This window comes from Devosia sp. Leaf420, from assembly GCF_001425445.1.
Lineage (GTDB): Bacteria > Pseudomonadota > Alphaproteobacteria > Rhizobiales > Devosiaceae > Devosia.
Genome location: NZ_LMQU01000001.1, coordinates 284651 through 310311, shown reverse-complemented (window position 1 = coordinate 310311; position 25661 = coordinate 284651). Strand labels below are relative to the sequence as shown.

The 25661-nt window shown below is 62.3% G+C and carries 26 protein-coding genes and 1 tRNA gene; 18 read left to right on the top strand and 9 right to left on the bottom strand.

Going from position 1 to position 25661, the window contains the following annotated elements; all coding sequences use genetic code 11:
• The first annotated feature begins 347 nt into the window (after positions 1 to 347).
• From ASG47_RS01615 to ASG47_RS01585, 7 genes are all read left to right on the top strand, one after another.
• Positions 348 to 1571 (top strand): LL-diaminopimelate aminotransferase, encoded by a 1224-nt coding sequence (locus tag ASG47_RS01615; RefSeq protein WP_061906979.1) that lies wholly within the window; start codon positions 348 to 350, stop codon positions 1569 to 1571.
• A 183-nt stretch (positions 1572 to 1754) separates the two neighbouring features.
• A complete protein-coding gene (locus tag ASG47_RS01610; RefSeq protein ID WP_200940848.1) occupies positions 1755 to 2906 on the top strand; it encodes a methyltransferase domain-containing protein in 1152 nt (383 codons plus the stop codon).
• A 70-nt stretch (positions 2907 to 2976) separates the two neighbouring features.
• Positions 2977 to 3951 (top strand): iron-siderophore ABC transporter substrate-binding protein, encoded by a 975-nt coding sequence (locus ASG47_RS01605; protein WP_061906978.1) that lies wholly within the window; start codon positions 2977 to 2979, stop codon positions 3949 to 3951.
• A gap of 20 nt (positions 3952 to 3971) precedes the next feature.
• A complete protein-coding gene (locus ASG47_RS01600; protein ID WP_061906977.1) occupies positions 3972 to 4952 on the top strand; it encodes an ABC transporter substrate-binding protein in 981 nt (326 codons plus the stop codon).
• Positions 4953 to 5190: 238 nt separating this feature from the next.
• The gene (locus ASG47_RS01595) at positions 5191 to 6531 is read left to right on the top strand and encodes a homoserine dehydrogenase (protein ID WP_061907269.1); all 1341 of its coding nucleotides are present in this window, start codon (positions 5191 to 5193) and stop codon (positions 6529 to 6531) included.
• 23 nt (positions 6532 to 6554) lie between these two features.
• Positions 6555 to 7541, top strand: a complete 987-nt coding sequence (gene glpX / locus ASG47_RS01590) for a class II fructose-bisphosphatase (protein ID WP_061906976.1) — start codon at positions 6555 to 6557, stop codon at positions 7539 to 7541.
• Positions 7542 to 7570: 29 nt separating this feature from the next.
• Positions 7571 to 7945 carry a VOC family protein gene (locus tag ASG47_RS01585; RefSeq protein ID WP_061906975.1) on the top strand — a complete coding sequence of 125 codons (375 nt, stop codon included), beginning with the start codon at positions 7571 to 7573 and terminating at the stop codon, positions 7943 to 7945.
• A 25-nt stretch (positions 7946 to 7970) separates the two neighbouring features.
• On the opposite strand, the gene ASG47_RS01580 is transcribed toward ASG47_RS01585, so the two are convergent.
• Positions 7971 to 8528 (bottom strand): chloramphenicol phosphotransferase CPT family protein, encoded by a 558-nt coding sequence (locus tag ASG47_RS01580; protein ID WP_061906974.1) that lies wholly within the window; start codon positions 8526 to 8528, stop codon positions 7971 to 7973.
• A 91-nt stretch (positions 8529 to 8619) separates the two neighbouring features.
• Here ASG47_RS01580 and recJ point away from each other — a divergent pair, with 91 nt between their 5' ends.
• The 4 genes from recJ to ASG47_RS01560 all read left to right on the top strand — a co-directional run bounded on the left by recJ (position 8620) and on the right by ASG47_RS01560 (position 13853).
• A complete protein-coding gene (recJ, locus tag ASG47_RS01575; protein WP_061906973.1) occupies positions 8620 to 10410 on the top strand; it encodes a single-stranded-DNA-specific exonuclease RecJ in 1791 nt (596 codons plus the stop codon).
• Positions 10411 to 10496: 86 nt separating this feature from the next.
• A complete protein-coding gene (locus ASG47_RS01570; RefSeq protein ID WP_061906972.1) occupies positions 10497 to 11828 on the top strand; it encodes an NAD(P)/FAD-dependent oxidoreductase in 1332 nt (443 codons plus the stop codon).
• Between the two features lie 4 nt (positions 11829 to 11832).
• Entirely contained in the window at positions 11833 to 12600 is a 768-nt protein-coding gene (locus tag ASG47_RS01565; protein ID WP_061906971.1) for a DUF1365 domain-containing protein, read from the top strand.
• 17 nt (positions 12601 to 12617) lie between these two features.
• The gene (locus ASG47_RS01560) at positions 12618 to 13853 is read left to right on the top strand and encodes an SAM-dependent methyltransferase (protein WP_082461240.1); all 1236 of its coding nucleotides are present in this window, start codon (positions 12618 to 12620) and stop codon (positions 13851 to 13853) included.
• A 160-nt stretch (positions 13854 to 14013) separates the two neighbouring features.
• Here the strand turns inward: ASG47_RS01560 and ASG47_RS01555 are convergent, their stop codons facing one another.
• The 4 genes from ASG47_RS01555 to ASG47_RS01540 all read right to left on the bottom strand — a co-directional run bounded on the left by ASG47_RS01555 (position 14014) and on the right by ASG47_RS01540 (position 16677).
• A complete protein-coding gene (locus ASG47_RS01555; protein ID WP_061906970.1) occupies positions 14014 to 14607 on the bottom strand; it encodes a GNAT family N-acetyltransferase in 594 nt (197 codons plus the stop codon).
• A gap of 68 nt (positions 14608 to 14675) precedes the next feature.
• Positions 14676 to 15425: an SDR family NAD(P)-dependent oxidoreductase gene (locus ASG47_RS01550; RefSeq protein ID WP_061906969.1), complete on the bottom strand. Its 750-nt coding sequence runs from the start codon at positions 15423 to 15425 to the stop codon at positions 14676 to 14678.
• Between the two features lie 2 nt (positions 15426 to 15427).
• Positions 15428 to 16081: a ChrR family anti-sigma-E factor gene (locus ASG47_RS01545; RefSeq protein WP_061906968.1), complete on the bottom strand. Its 654-nt coding sequence runs from the start codon at positions 16079 to 16081 to the stop codon at positions 15428 to 15430.
• Entirely contained in the window at positions 16078 to 16677 is a 600-nt protein-coding gene (locus ASG47_RS01540) for a sigma-70 family RNA polymerase sigma factor (protein ID WP_244487018.1), read from the bottom strand. Before ASG47_RS01540 ends, ASG47_RS01545 begins: the two co-directional genes overlap by 4 nt.
• A 128-nt stretch (positions 16678 to 16805) precedes the next feature.
• Here ASG47_RS01540 and ASG47_RS01535 point away from each other — a divergent pair, with 128 nt between their 5' ends.
• From ASG47_RS01535 to ASG47_RS01520, 4 genes are read left to right on the top strand one after another with little or no spacing between them, the layout of a single operon-like run.
• On the top strand, positions 16806 to 17759 hold the full coding sequence (locus tag ASG47_RS01535) for an ABC transporter substrate-binding protein (protein WP_061906967.1): 954 nt from the start codon (positions 16806 to 16808) through the stop codon (positions 17757 to 17759).
• Positions 17759 to 18790 (top strand): FecCD family ABC transporter permease, encoded by a 1032-nt coding sequence (locus tag ASG47_RS01530; RefSeq protein ID WP_061906966.1) that lies wholly within the window; start codon positions 17759 to 17761, stop codon positions 18788 to 18790. Before ASG47_RS01535 ends, ASG47_RS01530 begins: the two co-directional genes overlap by 1 nt.
• Positions 18790 to 19839, top strand: a complete 1050-nt coding sequence (locus tag ASG47_RS01525; protein ID WP_061906965.1) for a FecCD family ABC transporter permease — start codon at positions 18790 to 18792, stop codon at positions 19837 to 19839. The genes ASG47_RS01530 and ASG47_RS01525 overlap by 1 nt, the downstream gene beginning before the upstream one ends.
• A 13-nt stretch (positions 19840 to 19852) precedes the next feature.
• Entirely contained in the window at positions 19853 to 20671 is an 819-nt protein-coding gene (locus ASG47_RS01520; protein WP_061907266.1) for an ABC transporter ATP-binding protein, read from the top strand.
• 76 nt (positions 20672 to 20747) lie between these two features.
• On the opposite strand, the gene ASG47_RS01515 is transcribed toward ASG47_RS01520, so the two are convergent.
• Positions 20748 to 21392 carry an alpha/beta fold hydrolase gene (locus tag ASG47_RS01515; protein WP_061906964.1) on the bottom strand — a complete coding sequence of 215 codons (645 nt, stop codon included), beginning with the start codon at positions 21390 to 21392 and terminating at the stop codon, positions 20748 to 20750.
• A 159-nt stretch (positions 21393 to 21551) separates the two neighbouring features.
• Here ASG47_RS01515 and ASG47_RS01510 point away from each other — a divergent pair, with 159 nt between their 5' ends.
• Positions 21552 to 22115 (top strand): cysteine hydrolase family protein, encoded by a 564-nt coding sequence (locus ASG47_RS01510; protein ID WP_061906963.1) that lies wholly within the window; start codon positions 21552 to 21554, stop codon positions 22113 to 22115.
• A complete protein-coding gene (locus ASG47_RS01505) occupies positions 22112 to 23104 on the top strand; it encodes a GlxA family transcriptional regulator (protein ID WP_061906962.1) in 993 nt (330 codons plus the stop codon). Before ASG47_RS01510 ends, ASG47_RS01505 begins: the two co-directional genes overlap by 4 nt.
• Here the strand turns inward: ASG47_RS01505 and ASG47_RS01500 are convergent.
• Positions 23096 to 23698: a TetR/AcrR family transcriptional regulator gene (locus tag ASG47_RS01500; RefSeq protein WP_156463938.1), complete on the bottom strand. Its 603-nt coding sequence runs from the start codon at positions 23696 to 23698 to the stop codon at positions 23096 to 23098. The genes ASG47_RS01505 and ASG47_RS01500 overlap by 9 nt on opposite strands.
• Positions 23699 to 23780: 82 nt before the next feature.
• Between ASG47_RS01500 and ASG47_RS01495 the strand changes: the two genes are divergently transcribed.
• A complete protein-coding gene (locus ASG47_RS01495) occupies positions 23781 to 24695 on the top strand; it encodes an oxidoreductase (RefSeq protein WP_061906960.1) in 915 nt (304 codons plus the stop codon).
• A gap of 222 nt (positions 24696 to 24917) precedes the next feature.
• On the opposite strand, the gene ASG47_RS01490 is transcribed toward ASG47_RS01495, so the two are convergent.
• On the bottom strand, positions 24918 to 25253 hold the full coding sequence (locus tag ASG47_RS01490; protein WP_061906959.1) for a hypothetical protein: 336 nt from the start codon (positions 25251 to 25253) through the stop codon (positions 24918 to 24920).
• A 327-nt stretch (positions 25254 to 25580) separates the two neighbouring features.
• Positions 25581 to 25655: transfer RNA gene (locus ASG47_RS01485), tRNA-Glu, on the bottom strand.
• Between the last annotated feature and the right edge of the window lie 6 nt (positions 25656 to 25661).

The window sequence follows — 25661 nt, the reverse complement described above, 5'->3', positions numbered from 1 at the left end:
AATTATGAACGGCCTGTCGATTGTTGCATTCTTTACAAAAACGACCTTCGAAGGGCAAGAGACATGCTGTCTCCATTCACTGTTGCATGGGTTGGAGCTCCGCTCGCCGGCAAGGTGATTGCTATTGCCGCTGCCAATGCCATCGCCGCGGCGGCGAGCGCCCGATAGCTCTTCCCGCGTGGCCACCTGGTGGCCGGGAGGAGCCGAATAGATCGTTTAGTCCCGCAAGGGCCGCTTTAACCCATCCAAAACCATAATTCCGCGATAATCGGCGCCTCTCTTGAGCCGCCAGCGCACAGCGCGTCGCGATCAGTCAGGGTCCTTGAAGGGACCTTCCGAGGAATCAAATGAGCGAAGTCTTCCATCGCATCCGCCGCCTGCCGCCCTACGTTTTTGCGCATATCGATCCGATCAAGGCCAAGGCGCGCGCAGAAGGCGTCGATGTCATCGATCTCGGCATGGGCAATCCAGATATGCCGACGCCCGAGCATATCGTCGCCAAGCTCCAGGAAACGGTGAAGGACCCGCGCACGCACCGCTACTCCACCTCCCGCGGCATTCCCGGCCTCCGCAAGGCTCAGGCGAGCTACTATGGCCGCCGCTTTGGCGTAAAACTCAATCCCGATACCCAGGTCGTCGCGACCCTTGGGTCCAAGGAAGGCTTTGCCAATATGGCGTCCGCCATCACCGCCCCGGGCGATGTGGTGCTGGTGCCGAACCCGACCTATCCGATCCATTCCTTCGGCTTCATCATGTCGGGCGGCGTCGTCCGCTCCATGCCCGCCGAGCCGGGCGAGGATTTCATGCGCGCGCTCGATCGCGGCGTCCGCCACTCGATTCCAAAGCCTATCGCGCTGGTTCTCAACTACCCGGCCAACCCGACCGCTTACACCGCCGATCTCGATTTTTACGCCGAGGTCGTCAAATATTGTAAGCAGCACGACATCTTCATCCTGTCCGATCTCGCCTATTCCGAGATCTATTTCGACGAAGACAATCCGCCGCCGTCGGTCCTCCAGGTGCCTGGCGCGATCGACATCACCGTCGAATTCACCTCGATGTCCAAGACCTATTCCATGCCCGGCTGGCGCGTCGGCTTCGCCGTCGGCAACGAACGCCTGATTGCCGCGCTCGCCCGCGTCAAATCCTACCTCGATTATGGTGCCTTCACGCCCATCCAGGTTGCCGCCGTCGCCGCGCTTAACGGCTCCGACGACGTCATCGAGGAAGTCCGCAAGGTCTATAAGCACCGCCGCGACGTCATGGTCGAAAGCTTTGGCCGTTCGGGCTGGGATATTCCCGTGCCGAAGGCCACGATGTTCGCCTGGGCGCCCATTCCGCCCCAGTTCGCGCATCTCGGCTCGCTCGAATTCGCCAAGCTCCTCATCCAGGAAACCGGCGTCGGCGTTGCTCCCGGCGTCGGCTTCGGCGAATATGGCGATCAATACATTCGCCTCGCCTTCGTCGAAAACGAACAGCGCATCCGCCAGGCCGCCCGCAACATCAAGAAGCTCCTCGGTAGCAAGGGCGAGCAGAGCAACATCGTGCCGATGGCTTCTGCGACGAACTAAGTTAGGCTCGACTTCACCTAGGTCCTGGGTCTCGGCCCTATAACGACGTCATTCCCGCGAAAGCGGGAATCCCTTCACCGGAAGTGAGATTCCCGCGTTCGCGGGAATGACGCGGTGATAGAATGCTCGTATCGCAGTTTTGGAGGGACGTGGATTCGTGCCTTCATTTCCAAATCTAGCCGCGTGGAGGCAAATCTGAACGCCATCATGCACTGCGGCTATTTCGACCACGGCGTCTGCCGCTCCTGCACCCGCATGGGCGAGCCCTACGGCGCCCAACTCGACGCCAAGCTCCTCCACGCCCACGACCTTCTCGCCGCGTGGCCCGAAGCCGAATGGCTGCCGCCCATGGTCAGCCGTCCCGAAGCCTTCCGCAACAAAGCCAAGATGGTCGTCGGCGGCACCGCCGATGCGCCCACCCTCGGTATTCTCGATGACACTCAGCACGGCGTCGATCTCACCTGCTGCGGCATCCTGACCCCCGGCCTTCGTAGCGCCTTGGAACCCACCAAATCCTTCATTTCCCTCGCGCGCATCGCCCCTTATGACGTGCCCACCCGCCGCGGGGAGTTAAAACACGTCCTCCTGACCGAATCCGCCGATGGCGAACTCATGCTCCGCTTCGTGCTGCGCTCGACCGAAGCGCTTGGCCGCATGCAAAAGCACCTGCCGAGCCTGCTTGCTGCGCTCCCCCAACTCGCCGTCGTCACCGCCAACCTTCTCCCCGAACACAAGGCGGTCCTCGAAGGCGAAGAGGAAATCTGGCTCAGCGGCAGCGAAACGCTCGCCATGCGTCTCGGCACAACCGTCCTCCATCTCCGCCCCGCCAGCTTCTTCCAGACCAATACCGAAATCGCCAAGGGTCTCTACCTTCAGGCCCGGGACTGGATCGACCAAGCCGGCGCCAACGCCATTCTCGACCTTTATTGCGGTGTAGGGGGCTTCGCCCTTCACATCGCCGCACCCGGCCGCCGCGTCCACGGCATCGAACTCAGCGCCCCAGCCGTCGAATCTGCCCGCCTCAGCGCCGCCGAAGCCGGCCTCACCGATGTCACCTTTTCAGTCGGCGATGCCACCGCCCTCGTCGCCGCCGAACTCCCCGACGCCATCATCGTCAATCCGCCCCGCCGCGGCCTCGGCGATCAACTCTGCCAAACCCTGCAAGCCTCCGGCGCCCAAACCATCATCTATTCAAGCTGCAACGCGGTCACCCTCGCCAAGGACCTCGCCGCCATGCCGGCGTACACGCCCACTGCCATCCGCCTCTTCGACATGTTCCCCCAGACCGACCACTACGAAGTCATGGTGCTCCTGACCCGTCGCACCGACGCATAGCGTCCAGAAATTACATGACAACGATAATCACCTTTCGTATGGAGTGTGACCTCCACGAAAAGGGTGCCCCATGTCCGTCCGTTCGATCCTGCTCTCGGCCACCATTGCATTAGCCTCGGTCGGCGCCACTCAAGCCCAGGCTTTCCCGGTCACGATCGAGCACGCCTATGGCAAAACCACCATCCCCGCGGAGCCCCAGCGTATCGTCACCTGGGGCTGGAGCAATGAGGATGCGGTCATCGCGCTCGGCAAAATTCCTGTCGGCATGCCCTTCCAGTCCTATGGCGGCGGCGACAACGGCATCCACGACTGGGTCGAAGAGGCCCTCGCCAAAGCCGGCGCGGAACCCCCAACTATCCTCGACAATACAGGCGAACCGCCGATCGAACGGATCGCCGCCCTCAATCCCGATCTCATCATTGCCGCCTATTCCGGCATCACCGAAGAGCAATATGCCGTCCTCTCCGGCATCGCCCCCACCATCGCCTTTTCGGGCGCCCCCTGGTCCACCTCCTGGCAGGACCTGACTCTGATCGTCGGCAAAGCCCTCGGCAAGGAAGACGAGGCCAAGACGCTCGTCACCGAAACCACCGATTGGGTGAAAGCCGAATTCGCCAAATATCCGGCCCTAAGCGAGGTCACCTTCGCCAGCGCCAACGATTATGATGGCTCCATGGCCGTCTACGCGCCGCTCGACGCCCGCATGAAATTCCTCACCGATTTCGGCATGACCCTCAATCCCAGCGTCGCAGCGCTCTCGCCTGGCGATGATGCCTTCTATTATTCCCTCAGCTACGAACTCTTCGATCAGCTCGAAGCCGATATCTTTGTCACCTATTTCGAAGAGCAATCCGCCCTCGATACCTGGCTCGCCACGCCCCAGGCGCGCAATTATCCGCCCATCGTCAATGGCGGCCTCGCCGCTCTCGTCGGCACGGAAAACGTCGCCGCCGTTTCCCCGCCGAGCATCCTGTCCCTCCGCTGGGGCCTGCCGCGATATCTCGAAATCCTCGGCGCTGCTGCCGACGCCGTCACCAAGAACTAACCCCAATTTCTGGAGCCACCATGCTGACCAAGCTTGGCCTCGCCGTCCTCGCGGCATCCCTTTTCGCCGCACCTGCCTTCGCGCAGGACCCGTTCCCCGTCACCATCGAACACGCCCTCGGCTCCACCACTATCGAAGCCCAGCCGCAGCGCGTGGTCACCTGGGGCTGGTCCGCGCAAGATGTCGTAATCGATCTCGGCATTGAGCCGGTCGGCATGCCCTTCTTTGCCTATGGCGGCGGCGAAGACGGCGTCCTCCCTTGGACCGAGGCTGCACTCGCCGAACGTGGCATGGCGGTGCCCACAGTCCTGCCCAACGTTACCGAACCACCCATCGAAGCCATCGCTGCCCTGGCGCCCGACCTGATCCTCGCACCCTATTCCGGCCTGACCCCCGACGAATACGCGCTTCTGAGCAACATCGCGCCCGTCGTCGCCTATCCCGACAAGCCCTGGTTTGCGAGCTGGCAACAGGTAGTCACCATGACCGGCAAGGCCCTCGGCCGTTCCGCCGAAGCCGAAAAGCTCGTCGCCGATACCGAAACCTTCCTCAAATCCGAACTCGACAAATATCCCGATGCCGCCGGCACCGTGTTCGCCAATGTCGTCAATCGCAATGACGGTCAGGTCTCCGTTCGTCTCGAAGGCGATCCCCGCGTCCAGCTTTTCGCCGATATCGGCCTCGTGCCCTCCAAGGCCCCGGAAAACGCCAATATCAACGAAACCGGCATCGCCTATTTCGTCAGCTACGAGAACTTCGACACCATCCCCGCAGACATGCTCCTCAGCTTCTTCAACGATCAGAAATCGGCCGATGAGTTTTTCTCGATGGACCTGATCAAACTCTCGCCCCTCGTCGCCAAGGAGGCCTATACCAAGCTCGTCGGCGAAGACGTCACCATGGCTGTCAGCGGCGCGGTAACACCCGTATCGCTGCGCTGGGGTTTTCCCCAGGTCGCCAAGGAAGTCGGTCGAGCCGCAACAGCCGCCAAAGCGCAATGAGTGCATCGAATGCCTAGTCGCCAATTATCCTATTGACGACTAGGCGACTTCCTATGCACATGCTCGCCCCATGAGCGATATCCAGTCTTTCCGCCAATCCGTTGAGTCTTTCATTTCCGCGCGCGGTTGGACTCCCACGCGTTTCGGCCGCATCGTCGCGGGCGATCCGCTCTTCGTCTTCGATCTCCGCGATGGCCGCGAACCGCGCAGCGAAACGCGCTCGCGCATCCTCAAAGCCATGGCTGAATTCGGCGAAACCGAAACGCTCTCGCCCCTCCGCATCGGCGTTGCCGGTCTCGGCAATGTCGGCGCTACGCTGGTCCGCATCCTTCAAAAAGACGGCGCCGAACTCAACAAAAAGCTCGGCCGCCAGCTTCAGGTGACAGCCGTCGCCGCCCGCTCCCGGTCGCGCGATCGCGGCATCGATATCTCGGGCATAGAGTGGTTCGATGATCCGGTTGCCCTGGCCAAATCCGACAGCATCGATCTCTTCGTCGAACTGATCGGCGGCGAAGATGGTCCGGCTTTTGCCGCCGTCAAATCCGCCCTAGAAATCGGCCGTCCGGTCGTCACCGCCAACAAGGCGCTCCTTGCCAAACACGGCGTGACCCTTGCAAAACTCGCCGAAGAATCCGGCGCCCAGCTCGGCTTCGAAGCTGCCGTCGCCGGTGGCATCCCCGTCATCAAGACCCTCCGCGAAGGCCTCGGCTCCGCCCGCATTGCAAAGGTCTTTGGCATCATGAACGGCACCTGCAACTACATCCTCACCCGCATGGGCAATGAAGGCATCTCCTTCGCCGATTGCCTCAAGGATGCGCAGGCGCTCGGCTATGCCGAAACCGACCCCACCTTCGACGTCGAAGGTTTTGACACCGCCCACAAGCTCTCGATCCTCGCGACGCTCTGCTTCGGCTATGAAATCGCCCCCGATAAGATGCGCGTCGAGGGCATTTCCCGCATCACTCAGCACGATATCCAGGTCGCCGCCGACCTCGGCTACAAGATCAAACTTCTCGGCATTGCCGAGCGCACCGCCGATGGCATCGAGCAGCGTGTCCACCCGACCTTCGTGCCCAAGGGCTCCGCCATCGCCGGCGTCGATGGCGTCATGAACGCGGTGGCGCTCGAAACCGACCACGTCCACGAACTCCTTCTTGCCGGTCCTGGTGCCGGTGGTCCGCCAACGGCCTCGTCGGTTCTCTCCGATATTCTCGACATCGCCCGCGGCACCCGCGTGCCGCCTCTCGGCGTCCCCAGCGACGAACTGCTCCCTTATCGCGAAGCGCCCTCCCGCGCCCATGAAGGCGGCTTCTATATTCGCCTCAGCGCCAAGGATGTGCCAGGCGCCCTTGCCGCCATCACGACCCGCATGGGCGAAAAGGCGATCTCCATCGATTCCGTCATCCAGCGGTCAGACTTGACGGCTAAAGCCACAGCGCCAGATGGCACGCCGGCCCGGACCGTCGTAATGATTACCCAGCAGACCGTGGAATCGTCGGTGCGCGACGCGCTTGCGCAAATCGCCGCAGACGGCTTTATCGTGGGCGAACCGCAATTGATCCGCATCGAAATGCTCTAGGCGTTTCAGGGCGAGGGGACAAAATGAAGCTCAGCAAGGCCGACGACGCCCGTAGCCCGGCCAATCTTCATCGCACCCTGACCCTCGAAATGGTCCGCGTCACCGAGCGCGCCGCCGTCGCCGCCGCCGAATGGCGCGGCAAGGGCGATGAAAAGGCGGCCGACGATGCCTCCGTCGCCGCCATGTCCAAGGAATTGGAGCGCGTCTCCGTCGCCGGTCGCATCGTCATTGGCGAGGGCGAGCAATACGAATGCGACCATCTCTATGTCGGCGAAACCGTCGGCGCCGATGAAGGTCCCGAAGTCGATATCGCCGTCGATCCCCTCGAAGGCGTCACCCTCTGCGCCAAGAACCAGCCCGATTCCCTGGTGGTTCTGGCCATGGCCGAGCGCGGTGGCCTCCTCAACGTTGCCCGCAACGTTTACATGCACAAGATCGCCGTCGGCGCCGAATACGCGCCGGAAACCGTGCATATCGAGTGGTCCGCCACCGAAAACGTCAAGGCGCTCGCCAAGGCTAAAGGCGTTCCGGTCTCCGAAATCACCGCCATCGTCCTCGATCGGCCCCGCCACGCCGGCCTCATCGAAGAACTGCGCACAGCCGGTGTATCGGTAAAACTCCTCAGCGATGGCGACATTGCCGGCGTCATTCACGCGGTCAACACCGAAGATACCGGCGTCGATATCTACCTCGGCTCCGGTGGCGCCCCCGAAGGCGTGCTCGCCGCCGCGGCGCTCCGCTGCATCGGCGGCCAGATGCAGGGCAAATTGATCCTCGACACGCCCGACAAGCGCTCCCGCGCGCGCGAAATGGGCATCACCGACCCCAACCGTATCTATGATGTCAGCGAACTCGCGGCCGGCGACGTCCTCTTTTCCGCCACCGGCATCACCGACGGCTCCCTTGTCGAAGGCGTAAAACTGCGCCGCCATTGGGTCGAAACCAATACCGTCGTCATGCGCTCTTGGAGCCAGACCACCCGCTGGATCAAGGCGCGCCACGCGCGCTAGCAAGCCGCGCTCTCTTCTGGAGTAAAACCATGTTTTCCCACGTCATGATCGGCAGCAACGACCTCGCCCGCTCCAAGGCATTCTACGATGCCACTTTCGTTGCTCTCGGCAGCAGTCCCGGCGAAATGGATGCTGGCGGCCGGTTGGTCTACACCCGCGACGGCAGCCGCCTTATGGTGACCACACCCATCAACGGTCAACCGGCCACCGCCGCCAATGGCGGCACCATCGGCATCTTCGCCGAATCCGCCGACCATGTTCGCGCCTGGCATGCGGCCGGCACCGAAAACGGCGGCACCTCCGTCGAAACCCCACCCAATCTCCGCCCGAACGGCACTTTCGTCGCCTATCTCCGCGACCCCGACGGCAACAAACTCTGCGCCCGCACCCGCCCGACCAAATAAGCTTGCGCGTCAGAAGGACCGCAGCTCACCTGCCTTCGGTCACCTCGAAAAACCGCGACTGTGCTCGTGGCTCTCGCCAAGCCGTCATTACTCGCGCGGCATTCGTGTCCACGCCGTCCGCCGTCTCCAGTTCGAGATCATACCGACGCCCCTCGTGGATCGTCAGCGCATCCTGTTCCGCGCTGCCGACCGGGCGATCCCCTCTTGCATACTCTCGCCGCCGCAGTTCTTCGATCTCGCAATGCAGCGCTACGAAAAGCACATCGAACGGTGCAAAGAGTTCAGCAAGCTCAAGCTGCCAGCCTGGCGTATCGAGTATATGTTCGATGATGAGGTTGTTTCCCGCTTCGGCATAGGCTGCGAGCGAGGCGTGGTAGCCGGCAAAGAACGGCGCGCGCATATCTCTCCATTTGAAATCTCCCGCTTTGACGCGGGCAAGCGGCAAGACCCCGGAGTCCCGGAGATGGTCGATGGAGATATGCCAGAAAGGTTTCTCGATCTTGGCCTGTATCTCTCGCGCCAGCGTGGATTTTCCGCTGCTCGAAGCGCCATGAAGAAAAATGATGCTGGCTTTGCTCGTCATGTCAGCTCCTCCGGTCGCCGCGCACCAAGCACGCGCACACAACCTCCGGCAACCCCTTCCACCCCCGCCTCAAATCGCCTAACACCAGCCCATGCTGGAACCGCGCCGCAATTTCCTTGATGTTAGCCAGTCGGTCCTTGGCCGTGCCTGGGTCGATCGTCTCGATATCGCCGGTAGCCGCCTCGCCACTGCAATCGCTCAGCGCACCGGCATTTCCGACATCGTCGCGCGCATCCTTGCCGGCCGTGGCGTCGATCTGGACGCCGCCGAGGCCTATCTCGAGCCGACGATCCGCAATCTCATGCCGGACCCGTCGACTCTCACCGCCATGGATGACCTCGCCAGCCGCCTGGCCCAGGCCGTCGCCGACAACGAATCCATCGCTCTTTTCGGCGATTACGACGTCGATGGCGCGAGCTCCTGCGCCCTCATGGTCCGCTATCTCGCCCATTTCGGTCTGACCCCGCAGGTCCATATTCCCGATCGCATCTTTGAAGGCTACGGCCCCAATATCGCGGCCATGGACAAGCTGATCGATGCCGGCGCCACGCTGATCATCACGCTGGATTGCGGCACCACCAGCGACGGCCCCATCGCCCACGCCCGCAATCGCGGCGTCGATGTCCTCGTCATCGATCATCACCTTTCTGACCACGATCTCCCGCCCGCGACGGCCCTCGTCAATCCCAACCGCCCCGACGATATTTCCGGCCTCGGCTATCTCTGCGCTGCCGGCGTCACCTTCATGGTCCTCGTCGCCGTCAATCGCGCTCTCCGCCAGCGCGGCGATACCGGGCTCCCCGATCTCCTGCGCTTTCTCGATATCGTCGCCCTCGGTACCGTCTGCGACGTCGTCCCGCTCGTCGGGCTCAACCGCGCCTTTGTCATCCGCGGCCTCGAAGTCGCCCGCCGCGGCGACAACCGCGGTATGTCGGCCCTCGCACTCGCTTCCCGCGTTAGTGGGCCGCTCAATCCCTATCACCTCGGCTTTCTCATCGGCCCGCGCATCAATGCTGGCGGCCGCATCGGCAACGCAGCTCTCGGCACACAGCTTCTCTCGCTCGATGACGAACACCAGGCGCTGGTGATCGCCGCCAAGCTCGATGAACTCAATACCGAGCGCCAGCGCATAGAAGTCGAGGCCGTCGAAGAGGCCACCGCCGTCGCCGCCGCCGAGATCGGCAGCGGGGAGGGGCCCCCGGTCCTCGTCCTTGCCTCGGCCAATTGGCATCCCGGCGTCGTCGGCCTCATTGCCGCGCGCCTCAAGGAGCGCTTCGATCGCCCCGCCTTTGCGATCGCGCTTCATCCCGATGGCACCGGCACCGGCTCCGGCCGCTCCATGCCCGGCGTCGATCTCGGCCGCGCCGTCATCGAGGCAGTGGAAACCGGCCTCATCCCCAAGGGCGGCGGTCACGCCATGGCGGCGGGCGTCACGCTGCGCCCCGGCGATCTCGGTCCCTTCCGCTCCTTCATCGCCGATCAGTTGGGCAAAAGCGTCGCCACGGCCCGCGCCGCTTCAGCTCTCAAGGTGGATGTCGCCCTAACCGCACGTGGCGCGACCATCGATCTCTTGCACAAGATCGAGAAAGCCGGCCCCTTCGGCTCCGGCAATCCCAACCCGGTCTTTGCTTTCCCCGCCCATCGCGCGCGCTTCCCGCAGATCGTCGGCAAGGGCGGCCATGTCAGCTTCACGCTGACCTCCGAAGACGGCGCCCGCCTCAAGGCCATTGCCTTCCGCGCCGCCAATACCCCTCTTGGTGATATTCTGATGCGCGATAATGAGCAGCCGCTTCACTTTGCAGGCACGCTCAATATCGACCACTATCAAGGTCGCGAGCAGCCGCAGTTTCGCCTCTCCGACATTGCGCGGCCCGCCCGGTGAAATCGGCTCCAAGGCGAAACTTGCTGCTGATCCAATACGTTGCTGGACACGTAGTTGAATAGACGAACGCCTGGAGATCCCCGCCTATGACGAACTCATCGATCGCTGTTATTGGATCGGGGATATCTGGATTATCAGCCGCTTGGCTGCTTTCGCGGACTCAAAACGTCACCCTTTTCGAGAAAGACGAACGCCCCGGCGGACACGCCAATACCATCGTCGCTCGCACCGCTCAGGGCGATGTTGCGGTCGATACTGGCTTCATCGTCTATAACGAACGCAACTATCCCAACCTCACCGCGCTTTTTGATCATCTCAAAGTCGAAACCGCCCGGTCCTATATGACCTTTGCCGTCTCGGTCGGGCAGGGCGAGATGGAATATTCCGGCGAATATCTCTGGGGCCTCTTTGGTCAGCGCCGAAATATCATCAGCCCGCGCCACTGGAAGCTGGTTGCCGATATCATGCGTTTCTTCCGCGATGCGGAAAAGCAAATCGCCACCTGCGACGATGATCTTTCGATCGGCGATTTCCTCAAGCGCTTCGGCTATTCCCAAGCGTTTATCGACGATCACATCTTGCCGATTTCAGCGGCCATCTGGTCGACGCCGTCGCGCGGCATGCTCGATTTTCCGGCCAAGACCTTTATCGGCTTTTTCGCCAATCATTCTCTGCTTCAGGTTCTCGGTCGCCCCACTTGGCGCACCGTCAAGGGTGGTTCGCGCGAATATGTCTCGCGCATTCTCGCCGATCAGAAGACCGAGGTTGTCACCAGCGCCAAGATCGTCTCGGTGCGCCGCCATGCGCAGGGCGCCGAGATCTATTTCGAAGATGGCAGTCATCGCCATTTCGATCAGGTGGTCTTTGCCTGCCATGCCGATCAGGCGCTAGCGCTGCTTGCCGACCCCACCGAAGCCGAACAGCGCGTGCTCTCGTGCTTCCAGTTCACCAAGAACAAGGCCGTGCTCCATACCGATGCGCGCTTCATGCCCAAGCGCCGCCATCTCTGGTCGGCCTGGAATTACCTTCGGTCCAGCCGTGGCGAGGATAATCTCAGCCTCACCTATTGGATGAACAAGCTCCAGCCGCTGCCAACGACTACGAACCTCTTCGTGACGCTCAATCCGCATATGGATTTTGCGCCGGGTTCGATCCAGTACGAAGTCGATTACGAACATCCCCTGTTCGATACCACGGCCGTCGAAGCGCAGAACGATCTCTGGCAGGTCCAGGGCGTCAACCGCACCTGGTTCGCGGGCGCCTGGATGGGCTATGGCTTCCATGAAGATGGTCTGCAGGCCGGTCTTGAAGTAGCCGAGCGCATCGGCGGTCTTCTTCGCCCGTGGAACCTTGCCAATCAGCGCTACCGCATTGCTCACAACTGGGCTCAGGGCGAGCAGCTCCTGGCTGCGGAGTAGGGCGGTGGACACCGGCAGCGCAATCTATGTGGGAGACGTCGTCCATAAACGCGTCAGGCCCAAGCGCCATAGTCTCCGCTATCGCGTTTTCTCGCTTCTGGTCGATCTCGATCAGATCGAGGCACTGGACCGCAAGCTGCGCCTCTTCTCGTTTAATCGCTTCAACGCTGTTTCGCTGTTTTCGTCAGATTTTGGCCCTCGCGATGGCGCCGATATCGGCGATTTCGTCCGTCGCAAGGCGCAGGCTGCGGGCGTCGAAGGCATCGTGCGCATCCGCATGCTCGCTTATCCGCGCATCTTTGGTTACGCGTTTAACCCGATCACGGTCTACTTCTGCGAGAATGAAGCGGGCAAAACCGTCTTCATGCTGCACGAAATATCCAATACGTTCGGCGAGCATCATTTTTACAGCGCGCCGGTGACGGAGGCCCATGGCAAGATCCGCCACGAAAACGCCAAGGCCTTCTACGTTTCGCCCTTCAATACGCTTGAGGGCAATTACCGTTTTGCCATTCGTCCGCCCGAGCAGGACGTCTTTGTGGGCATCACGCTGACGACGGACGAAGGTCCGTTATTGTCGGCCTATTTTGGTGGCGAGCGGCGGGAGATTACCGACAGGGAACTCTTCAAACTGCTGCTTGCATATCCGTTAATGACCGTTAAAATATTGCTAGGCATCCATTGGGAAGCGCTTCTGCTCTGGCTCAAAGGCGTGCCTCCGACGTTGAAATTGCGCAAGTTGCATGCGCCACGTCGGTCGGCATCGCGATAGTTGGATAGAGCGGCGCAATGAGTAAATCTGTAGTAGAACAATCGCGTACCGGCGTGACCCTGTGGACGCGTTTTGCTTCGCGCATCGTCGAGCGCATCGGCGTCGCCCTGATCGGCAATCCGAAATTTGGCGCCGTGACGGTTATTCTGCCCAACGGCCGCACGCGCACCATCGGCAATACCAAGACGGGCGAACACGCCGTCCTGCGCGTCAATAATTTCAAGGTCATCACCGAAGCCATGCGGCGCGGCACGGTTGGTTTTGCCGCTGCCTATATGAATGGCGATATCGAGGTCGATGATCTCACCGCGCTCTTCCGCTTCTTCCTGCAGAACCGCGATATGTTCGAAAGCGCCGGCAGTGGCTTCTTCCGCCGCGCCGCCACCGATCTTCACTATCACATGTCGCGCCGCAACACGCTCGAAGGCTCGAAGAAGAACATTGCCGAGCACTATGATCTTGGCAACGATTTCTACGGCCAATGGCTCGACCCCTCGATGACCTATTCCTCGGCCATCTTCCAGTCCGGCGATCAAAGTCTCGAAGAAGCGCAGCGCGTCAAATATCGCCGCGTCGCCGATATGGCGGGCATCACGCCCGGTTCGTCCGTCCTCGAAATCGGCTGCGGCTGGGGCGGCTTTGCCGAGACAGTTGCTCGCGATTACCAGGCCAACCTGCGCGGCATTACGCTCTCCGCTGAGCAGCTCAAATACGGTCAAGAGCGCCTATCGCGCCAGGGCCTCGACCAGTTCGCTACGCTCGTTTTCGAAGATTATCGCCACACCGAAGGCCAGTTCGACCACATCGGCTCCATCGAAATGATCGAAGCCGTCGGCGAGGACAACTGGCCGAGCTACTTCCAGGCCATTCACGATCGCCTGAAACCGGGCGGCACGGCGGCTATCCAGGCCATCACCATCAGCGAGGCCGATTTCGACGCCTATCGCAGTGGGCCCGATTTCATTCAGCGCTATATCTTCCCCGGCGGCATGTTGCTGACCAAGACGGTCATGCGCGAATTCGGCGAAAAATATGGCCTCGTCCTCGAAGACGTCGAAAACTTCCGCCTGTCCTATGCCAAGACCCTAAAGCTCTGGCGCGAGCGCTTCCTCGAACGCTGGCCCATGATCGCGCCGCTTGGCTATGATGAAGTCTTCAAGCGCAAATGGGTCTACTACCTCAGCTATTGCGAAGCCGGTTTCACCGAAGGCTCCATCGACGTCGGCATCTACCAATACCGTCGCCCCGCTTAGGCGCTACTCAGCATTAGCCCTCATCCTGAGGCGCTCGCCAAAGGCGAACCTCAAAGGACTGTGGCGCGGCACAACCTCTCCGCATGCTCCAACCTGCACCTCCCCGTAAAAGGGGAGGCCGGGAGGGGATGCCGAGAGCCACGATGCCTGAAACGGATTCCTAAAACCGTATCCCCATCCAGATCGCATCATCGCGCCGTAGCTCCTTGAGCCCAACGCGCTGGTAAAATCCGAACGCCCGCTCGTTCCGCAGCCCCAGCCCCAGATGCATCCCCCGCACACCCGCGGCCCGCAGCGAATCCATCTCCGTTTCGATCATCTTCCGACCCCATCCACCCGACTGCACCTCTGGCAGCAGGTTGATGTGCATATGCGCCGGATAATCCGCCACGATTGCCGGGTCGCTCTTCGGCGGCGCCGTCAGCTTATCGAGCACATTGCTATCGAGCTTCGCCCTCGGCTGCCGCCCCGCATACTGCTCCGCCAGCCCCGGCCACCAATCCCGATCGAGCTGCGCCTCAAAAGCATGCGTATCGGGCGCCCCAACGACATAGCCCACGACCTTGCTCTCGTTCTCCAAAACGAAAGCATGCTTGGGCGCAAAGAGAAGATAGGGCACGGACCACACGAGCCCCGGATAGTCCGGATCGGAATAAAGCGCCGAGGCATCCTGGCCCGTATCCGCCGTCAGCAGACAAATCTCAGACAGCGCCGCGCGATCGTCAGGGCGGGCAGGGCGGATTACTGGGGTCATGGTTTCCTCCTCAAAGACCTCAGTCTTCTACGCGGAGGATCAAAGCGCTGACAATCGCCAGCGCGCAATCACTTGGGCAGCAGGTTCTTCATCAGCGAGAAGAAAATCGGATAGGGCAGGAAGCGAATGGTCTTCATCAGCCAAACCATGCGCTTGGGGAACGCGATCTCGAACCGGTCCGACTTCGTCAGCCCATCGACAATTCGGGTCGCCGCATCGTCGGTTTCCATCAGGAACGGCATCGGAAAGTCGTTCTTGTCCGTGAGTTCCGATTTGACGAAACCCGGCGCCACCATCCGCACCTTGATATTGTCCGGGGCAAGTTCGGTCCGCATCGTCTCGAGAAGGTTGATAAGCCCCGCCTTGGTCGACGAATAGGCGGCCGAGCGCGGCAGGCCAAAATAGCCCGCGACTGAAGCGATAACGGCAAAATGCCCGGCACCCTGCTTGCGCATCTGCTCGATCATCGGCTGCGCAATCCGCAGAACGCCGAGATAGTTGGTATCGACCGTCTTCAAAAATTCGTCGAACCCATAATTGCCGGCATCCATCGGCTGCCATGCCGCCGCGCCGAAGAGGAACAGGTCGATCCGCTCCAGTTCGCTGGCGACCCGGCGCACCATCGCCTCGACCGCATCCTTATCCGTCACATCGAGCGGATAAGGCCTAATATTGGGGTTGCCGCCAGCCACCGCCGCCAGTTTGTCCTCGCGACGGCCCGAAATGGCCACGGTCCAACCCTCGGCGGCAAGTTTCTTGGTCACCGCAGCGCCAATGCCCGATCCACCACCGATAATCCAAGCGACACCCGGCTGCATGGTCAGATCCCGAACAGTGGTTGCAGGGCGCGCATGATCCGCCCCTGGAAAGTCAGCTTGGCATCGACCGCAACGAGGCAGATGCAATCTTCGCCCGGCTCTGCAATCGGCTGGTGCTCGACGTCCTCGTCATGGTCGGCAATATCGCCCACAGCAAAAACCCCAAACCGGTCGCGATAGGCGCCCTGCAGGATCAGCGTCAGCTCCTGCCCGCCATGCCCATGCTCCGGCACAGGGCGGCCCGCCGCCACACGCAAAAGCATCAGCCGCGATTTTCCGTCCCGACCCCAGCCAAGATCGGCCGTCGCCACGCCCGGACCCGTCCAGCGCCATTTGACGCTCTTGAGGCCCTTCGGCAAATACCTGCGCAAGGGCAGGGGCACATCGTCGGCCGTCGCCTTGTCATCCCGCGATGAAACCTCGATCCGGTCATCACCCAACCGGCTCATCAACCGCGTCAGCGCGCCATCCGACAGCGCTGCCGGTTGCTCATCGGCCAACAAGGCGCCGCCAATGACATTGATATGCCGCACCGTTTCGCGCCCGCCCTCTGACATAGCCAGATGCGTCGCGATCACAGCAGCATAAGGCTCGTCGAGCGTGCCCGCACTGAAGGCCATCAGGGTTGCAATATCGGGGTGGTGTGTAACCGTCATTGTAAATCCTCCAGCATGGGCCGGAGCCGTTCGTAAGCAAGTCTAAGTCTGGATTTAACAGTGCCGAGCGGTATCCCGATCCGCTCTGCAATCTGCGCGTGGGGGAGGTCGTAGAGGAAGCTGAGCCGCACCACTTCCTGCTGTTCGGCCGAGAGTGTTTTCAGCGCATCTGTCACCCTTGCGATGACCTGCCGCTGCTCAACCATCACGCTGCCATTCGGCTCCGCGCTCTCGATGGTAACGGTTTCAAGGTCTTCATAGGGCTTGTTCGATTGCCGCCTGAATTGGTCGATGCGCAGATTGCGCGCGATCGTGAAAATCCAGGTCGAGGCCGCGCCCCTGTCCGTCGAATAAAGATGCGCCTTCCGCCAGACGGCGAGAAATGTCTCCTGCACCATGTCCTCGGCAATGGCGTCGCTGGCGCCGAGCTTGAGCATCATGGCTTTGACGCGTGTGCCGAGCAGCGAAAACAATTGCGCCAGCGCCTCCCTGTCCCGATCCTGCGCAATGCGCAGCAGCAGGGTTTCAGGGTCGGCACTTTGCGGTAGTCCGGAATGAGATCCGGTTTTGCTGTCGGACATGGTTATCGAATACATCGGCCGCGCCATCCTTGTCAGCTTGATTACGCCGCGCGCAAAGGCTTGGATCAGCGGTTTAAAACTTGACTTGACCGATCAGTTTAAGCGTTGCAGAAAACCCTGACTTTTTGAGGAAGGTTAGGCCAATGCTGTTCCGCTCCATCGCTCTAGGATCCCTTGCTGTTCTCGCGCTCTCCGGCGCTGCGCATGCCGAGCCCTGGACCTATACCGATGGCTCGGGCCAAACCGTTACGCTCGACGCCGTCCCCCAGCGCATCATCGCGAGTCAGGACGCAGCCGCCGGCATCATTCCCCTAGGCATCCGCCCGGTCGGCATCTATGCCGATAGCCCCGTGGACGCCGCCAAGGCGCTCGAAGGCCTTGACCTCACGGGCATCGAAATCATCGGCCAGGCCTGGGGCGAAGTGGATATCGAAAAGGCCGCCGCCCTCGAACCCGATCTCGTCCTCGCCGAATGGTGGGACCGCAACAGCACTTGGTCCGGCGGCAAAGACGTCGTCGCAACGCTGAGCCAGCTAGCCCCGATCACCGGCGTCTCGGCTGGCGATTCCATCGTGGGCATGATCGAAGACTACGAAACCCTTGCCCAAAGCCTTGGCGCCGATCTTTCCGCTCCCGCCATCGCCGAAAACAAGGCAGCCTTCGAAACCGCCCTCGCTGACTTCAAAACCGCCATCGAGGCCAAGCCCGGACTGACCGCGCTCGCTGTTTATGCCGGTGACGACGCTCTCTATGTCGCCGATCCTGCTGGCGCCGCAGAGCTGCTCGATATGCAGTCCTGGGGGCTCGACATCGTTAAACCCGAAGGCGTCGATGCCGCCGGCAACAATTATTTTGAGACCGTCAGTTGGGAAAATGCCGATCGCTACCCGGCCGATCTCATCCTCGTCGACAATCGCGCCGAAAGCACCCTGGCCACCGCGCTCGCCCAGCCCACCTGGACGTTAATGAAAGCTGCCGAAGCCGGCCAGGTCGCCGAATGGCCCGCCTTTTGGCTGCGCAATTATAAGCCCTATGCCGGCGCGCTCACCGATCTCACCGCCGCCATTAACGCGGCCGATCCGGACCTGACACCCTGATGGAGGCATCCGTCGTCGAAGCACGCGCCAGCCGGGCCGCCGCGCTCGGCCTCGGCCTCGTGCTGCTCGCCGTCGCCCTCATCACCATCATTCTTCTCTCAATGGCCACCGGCGCCCGCGCCATTCCGGTGGACATGGTCTGGTCTGCGCTCACCGCCTTCGATCCCAATTCCACCGAACACCGCATCGTCTGGGATTTGCGGCTCCCGCGCACCCTCGTCGGTGTCCTCGTCGGCATCGCCCTCGGCCTCTCGGGCGCGGTCCTTCAGGGCGCCACGCGCAATCCCCTGGCCGATCCCTCCATTCTCGGCATCAATTCGGGCGCCGCGCTCTTCGTCGTCCTCGGCGTCTCCGTCTTCGGCATCACCCAGCTCAGCCTCTATGTCTGGCTCGCCTTCATCGGCGCTGGCGTTGCCATGCTCGTGGTCTATTCCGTCGCCTCCCTTGGCCGCGAGGGCGCGACGCCTATCAAGCTCGCGCTGGCCGGCGCCGCCATGACCGCCATCATTCTCGCCGTCATCAATGCTATCCTCCTCACCAGCCCGCGCACCCTTGATGAAGTCCGCTTCTGGCAGGTCGGCTCGCTCGCTGGCCGCTCCATGGAGATCGCGCTCCAGGTCAGCCCCTTCATCGCCATCGGCGCTGCCCTCGCTCTCCTCAGCGCACGCCTTCTCGATGGTCTCAGCATGGGCGACGATGTGGCCCGCGCCCTCGGCCAACGCATCGGCCTTTCTCGGGCGCTCGCTGGTCTTGCCGCCGTCATCCTCGCCGGTGCCGCCGTTGCCGCCGCCGGCCCCATTGCCTTTGTCGGCCTCACCGTCCCCCACGTCGCCCGCGCCATCACCGGCCCCGGCTATCGCTGGATCCTCCCATATTCCATGCTGATGGCGCCCATCCTGTTGCTCGGCGCCGACATCATCGGCCGCGTCATCGCCCCACCGGGCGAAGTGCAGGTTGGCATCGTCACCGCCTTTATCGGCGCGCCGTTCTTCATTGCGCTCGTTCGCCGCCGAAAACTGGCTGCCCTCTGATGACTCTGGTCCAAGCCACAACCATCGCTGCCGCCCGCCGCGCCCGCCAGAACCACGCCACCCGTGTCACCCTCGGCCTCCTCGCCGCGCTGCTCGTCGCCGCCATCGCCGCCATGCTCCTCGGCGATTTTCCGGTCCCGCCCGAAACCGTCCTCCAGTCGCTGTTCTCCCCACTGACCGGCATCAGCAATAAGGGCGTCGATTTCATCGTCCTTCAGGTCCGCCTGCCGCGCCTAATCCTGGCGCTGCTTTCCGGCGCCGCCTTTGGCCTCTGCGGAATCATTTTCCAAACGCTTTTGCGTAACCCTTTGGCCAGCCCCGACATTATCGGCATCGCTCATGGCGCTAGCGCCGCCGCCGTCTTCTGCATTATCGTCCTCGGCTGGGGCGGTCTTTCGGTCTCGCTCGGCGCCTTTGCCGGCGCCATTCTCACCGCCGTGGCCATCTATCTCCTCGCCTGGCGCAATGGCGTTACCGCCTATCGTGTCGTCCTCATTGGCATCGGCGCCGCCGCCATGCTCAGCGCCATCATCTCCTATCTCTTCACCCGCGCCCGCCTCAACGAGGTGCAACAGGCCATGGCCTGGCTCGTCGGCAGCCTCAACGCCGCCCAGCCCGCGGACTCGATCGTCCTCGCCATCACCATGGTCGTCATTCTGCCCATGCTCTTCGTCCTTGTCCGCGGTCTCGATGGCCTCGAACTCGGCGACGACACCGCCCATGCCCTCGGCACCCATGTCGAGCGCACCCGCCTCGGCCTCATGCTGGTCGCCGTCGCGCTCGCCGCCTTCGCCACCGCCGCAGTCGGCCCCGTCGGTTTCGTCGCGTTCGTCTCCGGCCCTATCGCCCGTCGCCTCATGGGTGGGGCAGGGCGCGGCTTCCCGCAAGCGGCCCTGGTTGGCGCGCTCGTCATGCTGGTGTCCGATCTCGTTGCCCAACACGCGCTGCCCGGCACGCAATTGCCCACCGGCGTCGTCACCGGTGCCTTCGGCGCCACATTCCTCCTCTGGCTCTTGGTCGTCTCCGGCCGCTCGGGGCGCGTCAACTGAAATGGAGTCCCACATGCGCAACCACCAGCTCATGGCCGCCGGTCTCCACCTCGGCTATGCCGACCGCGAGATCGTTTCCGATCTCAACCTCACCATTCCATCCGGCAAACTGACTGTCATCGTCGGCGCCAATGCCTGCGGCAAGTCCACCCTTCTCCGCGGCCTCGCCCGCCTCTTGTCCCCCAGCAAGGGCGCCGTCTATCTCGATGGCAAACCCATTCATCAGATGCCAACCCGCGAAGTCGCAACCCTCCTTGGCGTCTTGCCCCAATCCCCCGTCGCGCCTGACGCCATCACCGTCGCCGATCTCGTCGGTCGCGGCCGCTATCCGCATCAGGGCTGGTTTCGCCGCTGGACCCCCGAAGACGATGCAGCCGTCGCCGAAGCCCTCGGCGCCACCGACATGGCCGATCTCGCCGCCCGCCCAGTCGATGAACTTTCAGGCGGCCAGCGCCAACGCGTCTGGATCGCCATGGCCCTCGCCCAGGAGACCGATCTTCTCCTCCTCGACGAACCCACGACCTTTCTCGACATCAACCACCAGGTCGAAGTCCTCGATCTCCTCACCGATCTCGTCAAATCCCGCGGCCGCACCGTCGTCGTCGTTCTCCACGACCTCAACCTCGCCTGCCGCTACGCCGATCACATCGTCGCCATGAAATCGGGAAAGATCATCGCCGAGGGCAAGCCCGTCGACGTCATGACCGAAAAAGTCGTCCACGACGTCTTCAACATGTCCTCCCGCATCGTCCTCGATCCGATCTCGAACACCCCCATGATCGTCCCTATCGGCCGACATCATGTGGAAGCAATTCAGACTGTTACCGGCTAAATCACGCCGACCAATCAGTAGCCCTCATGGTGAGGTGCGAAGCGCAAGCGTAGCCTCGAACCACGAGGGCGTGGCACTACCCCCTCAGTCGCCCAGCCCACTCCGCCACACCCCTCGCCACGCTCCCCATATGATCTGCCGCCGAAAACCCCGAAACCGACTTCCGCGGCTTCAAATCATGATCCCCATCCTCCAGCCACATCACCTCGATCGCCGGTGACAGCGCATAGCCGCTGACCTCTTCCTTCGTCCCCAACGCATCCCGCGTCCCCTGACAAATCAGCGTCGGCACCTGCAAATCCTTGAGATGAGCCACCCGCAACTGCTCCGGCTTCCCCGATGGATGAAACGGATACCCCAGGCACAACAGCCCCGCGATCCGCCCCGCCGCGAAAGCCTCCGCCGCAATCATGCTTGCCACGCGCCCACCCATCGACTTCCCGCCGATGATCAAACTGCCATTGTTGGGCCCCAGATCCTCGATCGCCGCCACATAATCGGCCATCACCTTCTCGGCCTTCGGCGGCGGTTTGGCGCCCTCGCCGGTGCGCCGCGCCGCCATATAGGGAAACTCGAACCGCGCCACCCGCAGCCCCTCGGCCGCCAGAAGCCCGGCCAGCGTGTTCATCCAGTCCGAATCCATCGGTGCCCCGGCCCCATGCGCCAGCAACACCGTCACCCGCGCATCGTTAGGCCCGTCGAATATGAAATCTGTGCTCATGCCCACACTCCACCACGCCAAGCCCCGCTCGTCACCTCTCGGCGCCGCCTGAGTAATCCGATGTCTTTTTCTGTCCGCAACAAGTCCGGAACATGCCTCGTGCAGCTATCTGGCTTAGCTAGACTGGACTCATCACCCAAACTACCATGATGGCCGAAAATGACCGACACCGCCTTGCTCGTTATCGATGCTCAGGAAAGCTTCCGCCAGCGCCCCAGCTGGCAGGAGATCGATAGCCCAACCTACCTCAAAAACCAGCAGGCCCTGATCGACGGCGCCGTCGCCAGCGGCTGGAAGATTGTCCGCGTCCTCCATGCCGAGCCAGAAGGCCTCTTCTCGCTCGCCTCCGGCTTCGTCACCCCGATCAGCGATCTCCGTCTCGAAAAGCCCGATCTCGACATCGTCAAGTGGCGTCATTCCGCCTTTGTCGGCACTCAGCTCGAAGTTTTCCTCATCGAAAACGGCATCCGCCGCCTCGTCATTTCCGGCATCCGCACCGAGCAATGCTGCGAAACCACCGCCCGCCACGGCTCCGACCTCGGCTGGCAAGTCGATTATGTCACCGAAGCCACCCACACCATGCCGCTAACCGACGCCACCGGCAAAACCTGGACGGTCGACGACATCAAGGCCCGCACCGCCGCCGTCCTCGATGGCCGCTTCGCCCGCGTCTGCACCATCGCCGAAGCCCTCGATGGCCCCACAAGGATCGCTGCCGAATGACCAAAAGCCCGCGCCGCATCCCGACCTATGTCGTCCTCCCGGCGCGGACGCTTCTCCTCGACGTCGCCGGCCCGCTCGAGGCTCTCCGTTACGCCAACAAATTCCAGCAAGAGATCCAGTTCGATGTCCGCTATATCGGACCCTTGCCGGAGCTAACCACGTCCATTGGTCTCCGCCTCTCCGGCATCGAGCCGCTTCCCGAGACCATCGAACCCGACGCCATGATCATCCTCTCGGGCCACACCGAGGATCCCATGGACGCCGGCCACCCCGCCGAGCCCACCGATACGGGCACCCAGCAAATCATCGCCTGGCTCCAGAAATCCGTGACTCCGCAAACGCGCCTCGTCTCCATCTGCTCGGGCGCCTTGCTCGCGGGCCGGGCAAGGCTCCTCGACGGCATCTCCTGCACCACGCATTTTTCCGATTGCGCCGAACTCGCCGCCGCCGCGCCCGCCGCCCGCGTTCTCGAAAATCGCCTCTATGTCGAAGACGGCAATTGTTTCTCCAGCGCCGGCATCACCGCCGGCATCGATCTGATGCTCCATATTATCGGCCGCCTAACCGATCCGACCACAGCCGCCGTCGTCGCGCGCTCCCTCGTCGTCTATCTCCGCCGCGCCGGCACCGATCCGCAGCTGTCGCCATGGCTCGAAGGCCGCAACCACATCCACCCGGCCATCCACCGCGTTCAGGATGCCATGACCGCCGACCCAACACGTGATTGGTCACTCGAAACCCTCGCGGCCATCGCCATAGCAAGCCCCCGCCATCTCAGTCGGCTCTTCAACGAACACACCGGCATGAGCCTGCCCGATTATCTCAACAAGCTACGCGTCGCGCTCGCCCAGCAATTGCTCACCGAAACCCGCCTCGACATGGAAAACATCGCCGAACGCGTCGGCTTCAGCTCCAGCCGCCAACTCCGCCGCGCCTGGAGCCGAGTCAGCCCGACCCCGCCAAGCGCCGCAAGGCGGGCGTCAAGCTGAAACCACCGCCCCCAGCGCCACAAACGTCTCCTCCGCCACCTCGGCCAATTCCCGTGTCCCGCCCTCCCGGCTCCACGCATCGAGCGAAAGCCGCGTCACGCTGATGCAGAGCATGGCGAGAATGCGCAAATCCATCTCCGCCCGCTCTGGCCAGACGTCCCGCATCGCCGCGAACACCACGCTTTCATCGGCAATATAGCTTGCGCGTTTGCGCGCCTGCACCACCTCGCTCGAGCGCATCATCCGGTCGATCACCAGCAGTTCCGCCGCCGGGTAGCGCCGCGAGATCTCCAGCATCCGCGTCTTCATCGCCGCCAGCGGCTCTTCCTCGCTCGAACAATCCCGCGCGGCATCCGACAGCGCCTCGCCTAGCCCCGATTGCAGCGACAGCAGGATTTCGTCCTTGGATTTGAAATAGTGAAAGAACGTCCGGCGCGAAATCCCGGCCTCTGCCGCGATATCGTCGAGCGTCGACGCCTCATAGCCTTTGGCCGCAAAGAGTTTTAGCCCCGCATCGACAATCCGCTGCCGCGTCTCCCGGCGCTTGCGCTCCCGCACGCCTTCCATCTCGTCGCTGCCATCCAAATTTTCCACTGGGATCACTCTTGTAAAAATATGCACTCAGTGCAATATAAATTATGCACCGAGTGCAATTTTAAAGCGAGGGCTTTCCATCATGTCCAAATGGACCACGTCTGACATTCCTTCTCAAGCCGGCCGCCTGGCCGTAGTCACGGGCACGGGTGGCCTCGGCTACGAAACGGCTCTCGCTTTGGCAAGAGCAGGGGCCGAGGTTGTCGTTGCCGGCCGCAATCCCGAAAAGGGCAATCAGGCGATCCATTCGATCCTCGCCGAAGTCCCGAAAGCCAATGTCCATTTCGAAGCCCTCGATCTCGCCGATCTCTCGACCGTCACCCGCTTTGCCGAGCGTCTCGCCATGCGGCACGATAGCCTCGATATCCTGGTCAACAATGCCGGCGTCATGGTCCCGCCCAAGCGCGAAACCACCAAGGACGGCTTCGAACTCCAGTTCGGCACCAATTATCTCGGCCACTATGCGCTGACCGCGCGCCTCTTGCCGCTGCTGCGCCGCGGGCAGGGCGCGCGCGTGGTCTCGCTCTCCAGTGTCGCTGCCCGCGCCGGCCAGATCGACCTCACCGATCTCCAATCGGAAAAGAACTACGTAGCCATGACGGCTTATAGCCAGTCCAAGCTCGCCTGCTTGATGTTCGCCGTCGAGCTACAGCGCCAAAGCGCCGCCAATGGTTGGAACGTGACCAGCCTCGCCGCCCATCCCGGCGTCTCGCGCACCGATCTTCTACACAACGCCCCCGGCCGCTTCAGCCCCATGGGCATCGCCCGCTCCTTGGGCTGGTTCCTCTTCCAACCCGCCTGGCAAGGCGCCTTGCCCACCCTCTACGCTGCCACAGATCCAAACGCCCAACCCGGCGCCTATTACGGCCCCAACGCCCTCAGCGAAACCCGCGGTTATCCCGTCCCCGCCAAGGTCCCTGAGGCCGCCAACGATAAGGCCGTCTCAAAGCAACTCTGGGACGCGTCCGCCAAACTCGCCAATGTGCAGTGGGCTTGAAAATAAAGGAAAGCGGCAAGGCGCTGTCCTAACGGCCAGCCCCAACTGAATTCACGTTTGCGAATACGGTGACATCTTCCCCTCGATGGGGGGGGGGCGGGAGGGTGTGCCGGCCGCCGAGACTATATACGACCATCCCCACCCACCGCGCTTCCCTCGGGCTCGACCCGAGGGCCAATGCGGGAGCCACAAATGTTTCGGCATGGGCAAGTGACCCTCGGGTCAAGCCCGAGGGAAGGCCGTGTGCGATCCTAAAGCTTCTCTCCCCCGCCAATCCTTCACCGCCGCCGAAACCGCATCCCCCAGCTCCCGCGTCAAATTCCGGCTCCGAAACGGCGACGTGCTCCCTAGCGCCGCCGGCGCGCTATAATGAATGTCGTAAGCCAGCCGCCCGATATAATCCCGCCCAAGCGTCTCGAACTGACCGCACTCCTCGGCGCTCAGCTTAATCAGCACCGAATAATCAAAAAAGCTATGGCTGCAATGCGCATCGAGATAGAGCGCCCCCTCATGCTCGAGCAAAAACCAGGCATAGGGCTCGTGGTCCAAAACCTTCATAGGCGCTCCATAGGGCAGGGGTTGCGCCAGTCCAGGGCATGAGAATGGCCACACAATGACCAAGCGCGGCCAAGTCGGTCCACCTCATCAACACTCACGACCCCGCCCCACCCACGGCGTCATTCCCGCGAAAGCGGGAATCTCTCCTTCCACGCATGGGATTCAGCTTTCCCGAGAAGGCCTCCGCGACGAGACACGCGCGCTGCCAACAAAAACTTCAGTCAAAACGACGCGAAAAGCCGCGTCGCCTTGTAAGCACCACGGCACAAACCAAGCGCACCAAAACCCCGCGCCGGCTCAAAACCCAAAAATATAGAAGACTTTGCTTGGTACGCCCTAGGGGAATCGAACCCCTCTTTGGACCGTGAGAGGGTCCCGTCCTAACCGATAGACGAAGGGCGCCTAAAG

Coding starts and splice junctions, on each gene's coding strand:
- ASG47_RS01615 (WP_061906979.1), top strand. CDS start 348: ATGAGCGAAGTCTTCCATCGCATCCGCCGCCTGCCGCCCTACGTTTTT.
- ASG47_RS01605 (WP_061906978.1), top strand. CDS start 2,977: ATGTCCGTCCGTTCGATCCTGCTCTCGGCCACCATTGCATTAGCCTCG.
- ASG47_RS01600 (WP_061906977.1), top strand. CDS start 3,972: ATGCTGACCAAGCTTGGCCTCGCCGTCCTCGCGGCATCCCTTTTCGCC.
- ASG47_RS01595 (WP_061907269.1), top strand. CDS start 5,191: ATGGCTGAATTCGGCGAAACCGAAACGCTCTCGCCCCTCCGCATCGGC.
- glpX (WP_061906976.1), top strand. CDS start 6,555: ATGAAGCTCAGCAAGGCCGACGACGCCCGTAGCCCGGCCAATCTTCAT.
- ASG47_RS01585 (WP_061906975.1), top strand. CDS start 7,571: ATGTTTTCCCACGTCATGATCGGCAGCAACGACCTCGCCCGCTCCAAG.
- ASG47_RS01580 (WP_061906974.1), bottom strand. CDS start 8,528: ATGACGAGCAAAGCCAGCATCATTTTTCTTCATGGCGCTTCGAGCAGC.
- recJ (WP_061906973.1), top strand. CDS start 8,620: ATGCTGGAACCGCGCCGCAATTTCCTTGATGTTAGCCAGTCGGTCCTT.
- ASG47_RS01570 (WP_061906972.1), top strand. CDS start 10,497: ATGACGAACTCATCGATCGCTGTTATTGGATCGGGGATATCTGGATTA.
- ASG47_RS01560 (WP_082461240.1), top strand. CDS start 12,618: ATGAGTAAATCTGTAGTAGAACAATCGCGTACCGGCGTGACCCTGTGG.
- ASG47_RS01555 (WP_061906970.1), bottom strand. CDS start 14,607: ATGACCCCAGTAATCCGCCCTGCCCGCCCTGACGATCGCGCGGCGCTG.
- ASG47_RS01550 (WP_061906969.1), bottom strand. CDS start 15,425: ATGCAGCCGGGTGTCGCTTGGATTATCGGTGGTGGATCGGGCATTGGC.
- ASG47_RS01545 (WP_061906968.1), bottom strand. CDS start 16,081: ATGACGGTTACACACCACCCCGATATTGCAACCCTGATGGCCTTCAGT.
- ASG47_RS01540 (WP_244487018.1), bottom strand. CDS start 16,677: ATGTATTCGATAACCATGTCCGACAGCAAAACCGGATCTCATTCCGGA.
- ASG47_RS01535 (WP_061906967.1), top strand. CDS start 16,806: ATGCTGTTCCGCTCCATCGCTCTAGGATCCCTTGCTGTTCTCGCGCTC.
- ASG47_RS01530 (WP_061906966.1), top strand. CDS start 17,759: ATGGAGGCATCCGTCGTCGAAGCACGCGCCAGCCGGGCCGCCGCGCTC.
- ASG47_RS01525 (WP_061906965.1), top strand. CDS start 18,790: ATGACTCTGGTCCAAGCCACAACCATCGCTGCCGCCCGCCGCGCCCGC.
- ASG47_RS01520 (WP_061907266.1), top strand. CDS start 19,853: ATGCGCAACCACCAGCTCATGGCCGCCGGTCTCCACCTCGGCTATGCC.
- ASG47_RS01515 (WP_061906964.1), bottom strand. CDS start 21,392: ATGAGCACAGATTTCATATTCGACGGGCCTAACGATGCGCGGGTGACG.
- ASG47_RS01510 (WP_061906963.1), top strand. CDS start 21,552: ATGACCGACACCGCCTTGCTCGTTATCGATGCTCAGGAAAGCTTCCGC.
- ASG47_RS01505 (WP_061906962.1), top strand. CDS start 22,112: ATGACCAAAAGCCCGCGCCGCATCCCGACCTATGTCGTCCTCCCGGCG.
- ASG47_RS01495 (WP_061906960.1), top strand. CDS start 23,781: ATGTCCAAATGGACCACGTCTGACATTCCTTCTCAAGCCGGCCGCCTG.
- ASG47_RS01490 (WP_061906959.1), bottom strand. CDS start 25,253: ATGAAGGTTTTGGACCACGAGCCCTATGCCTGGTTTTTGCTCGAGCAT.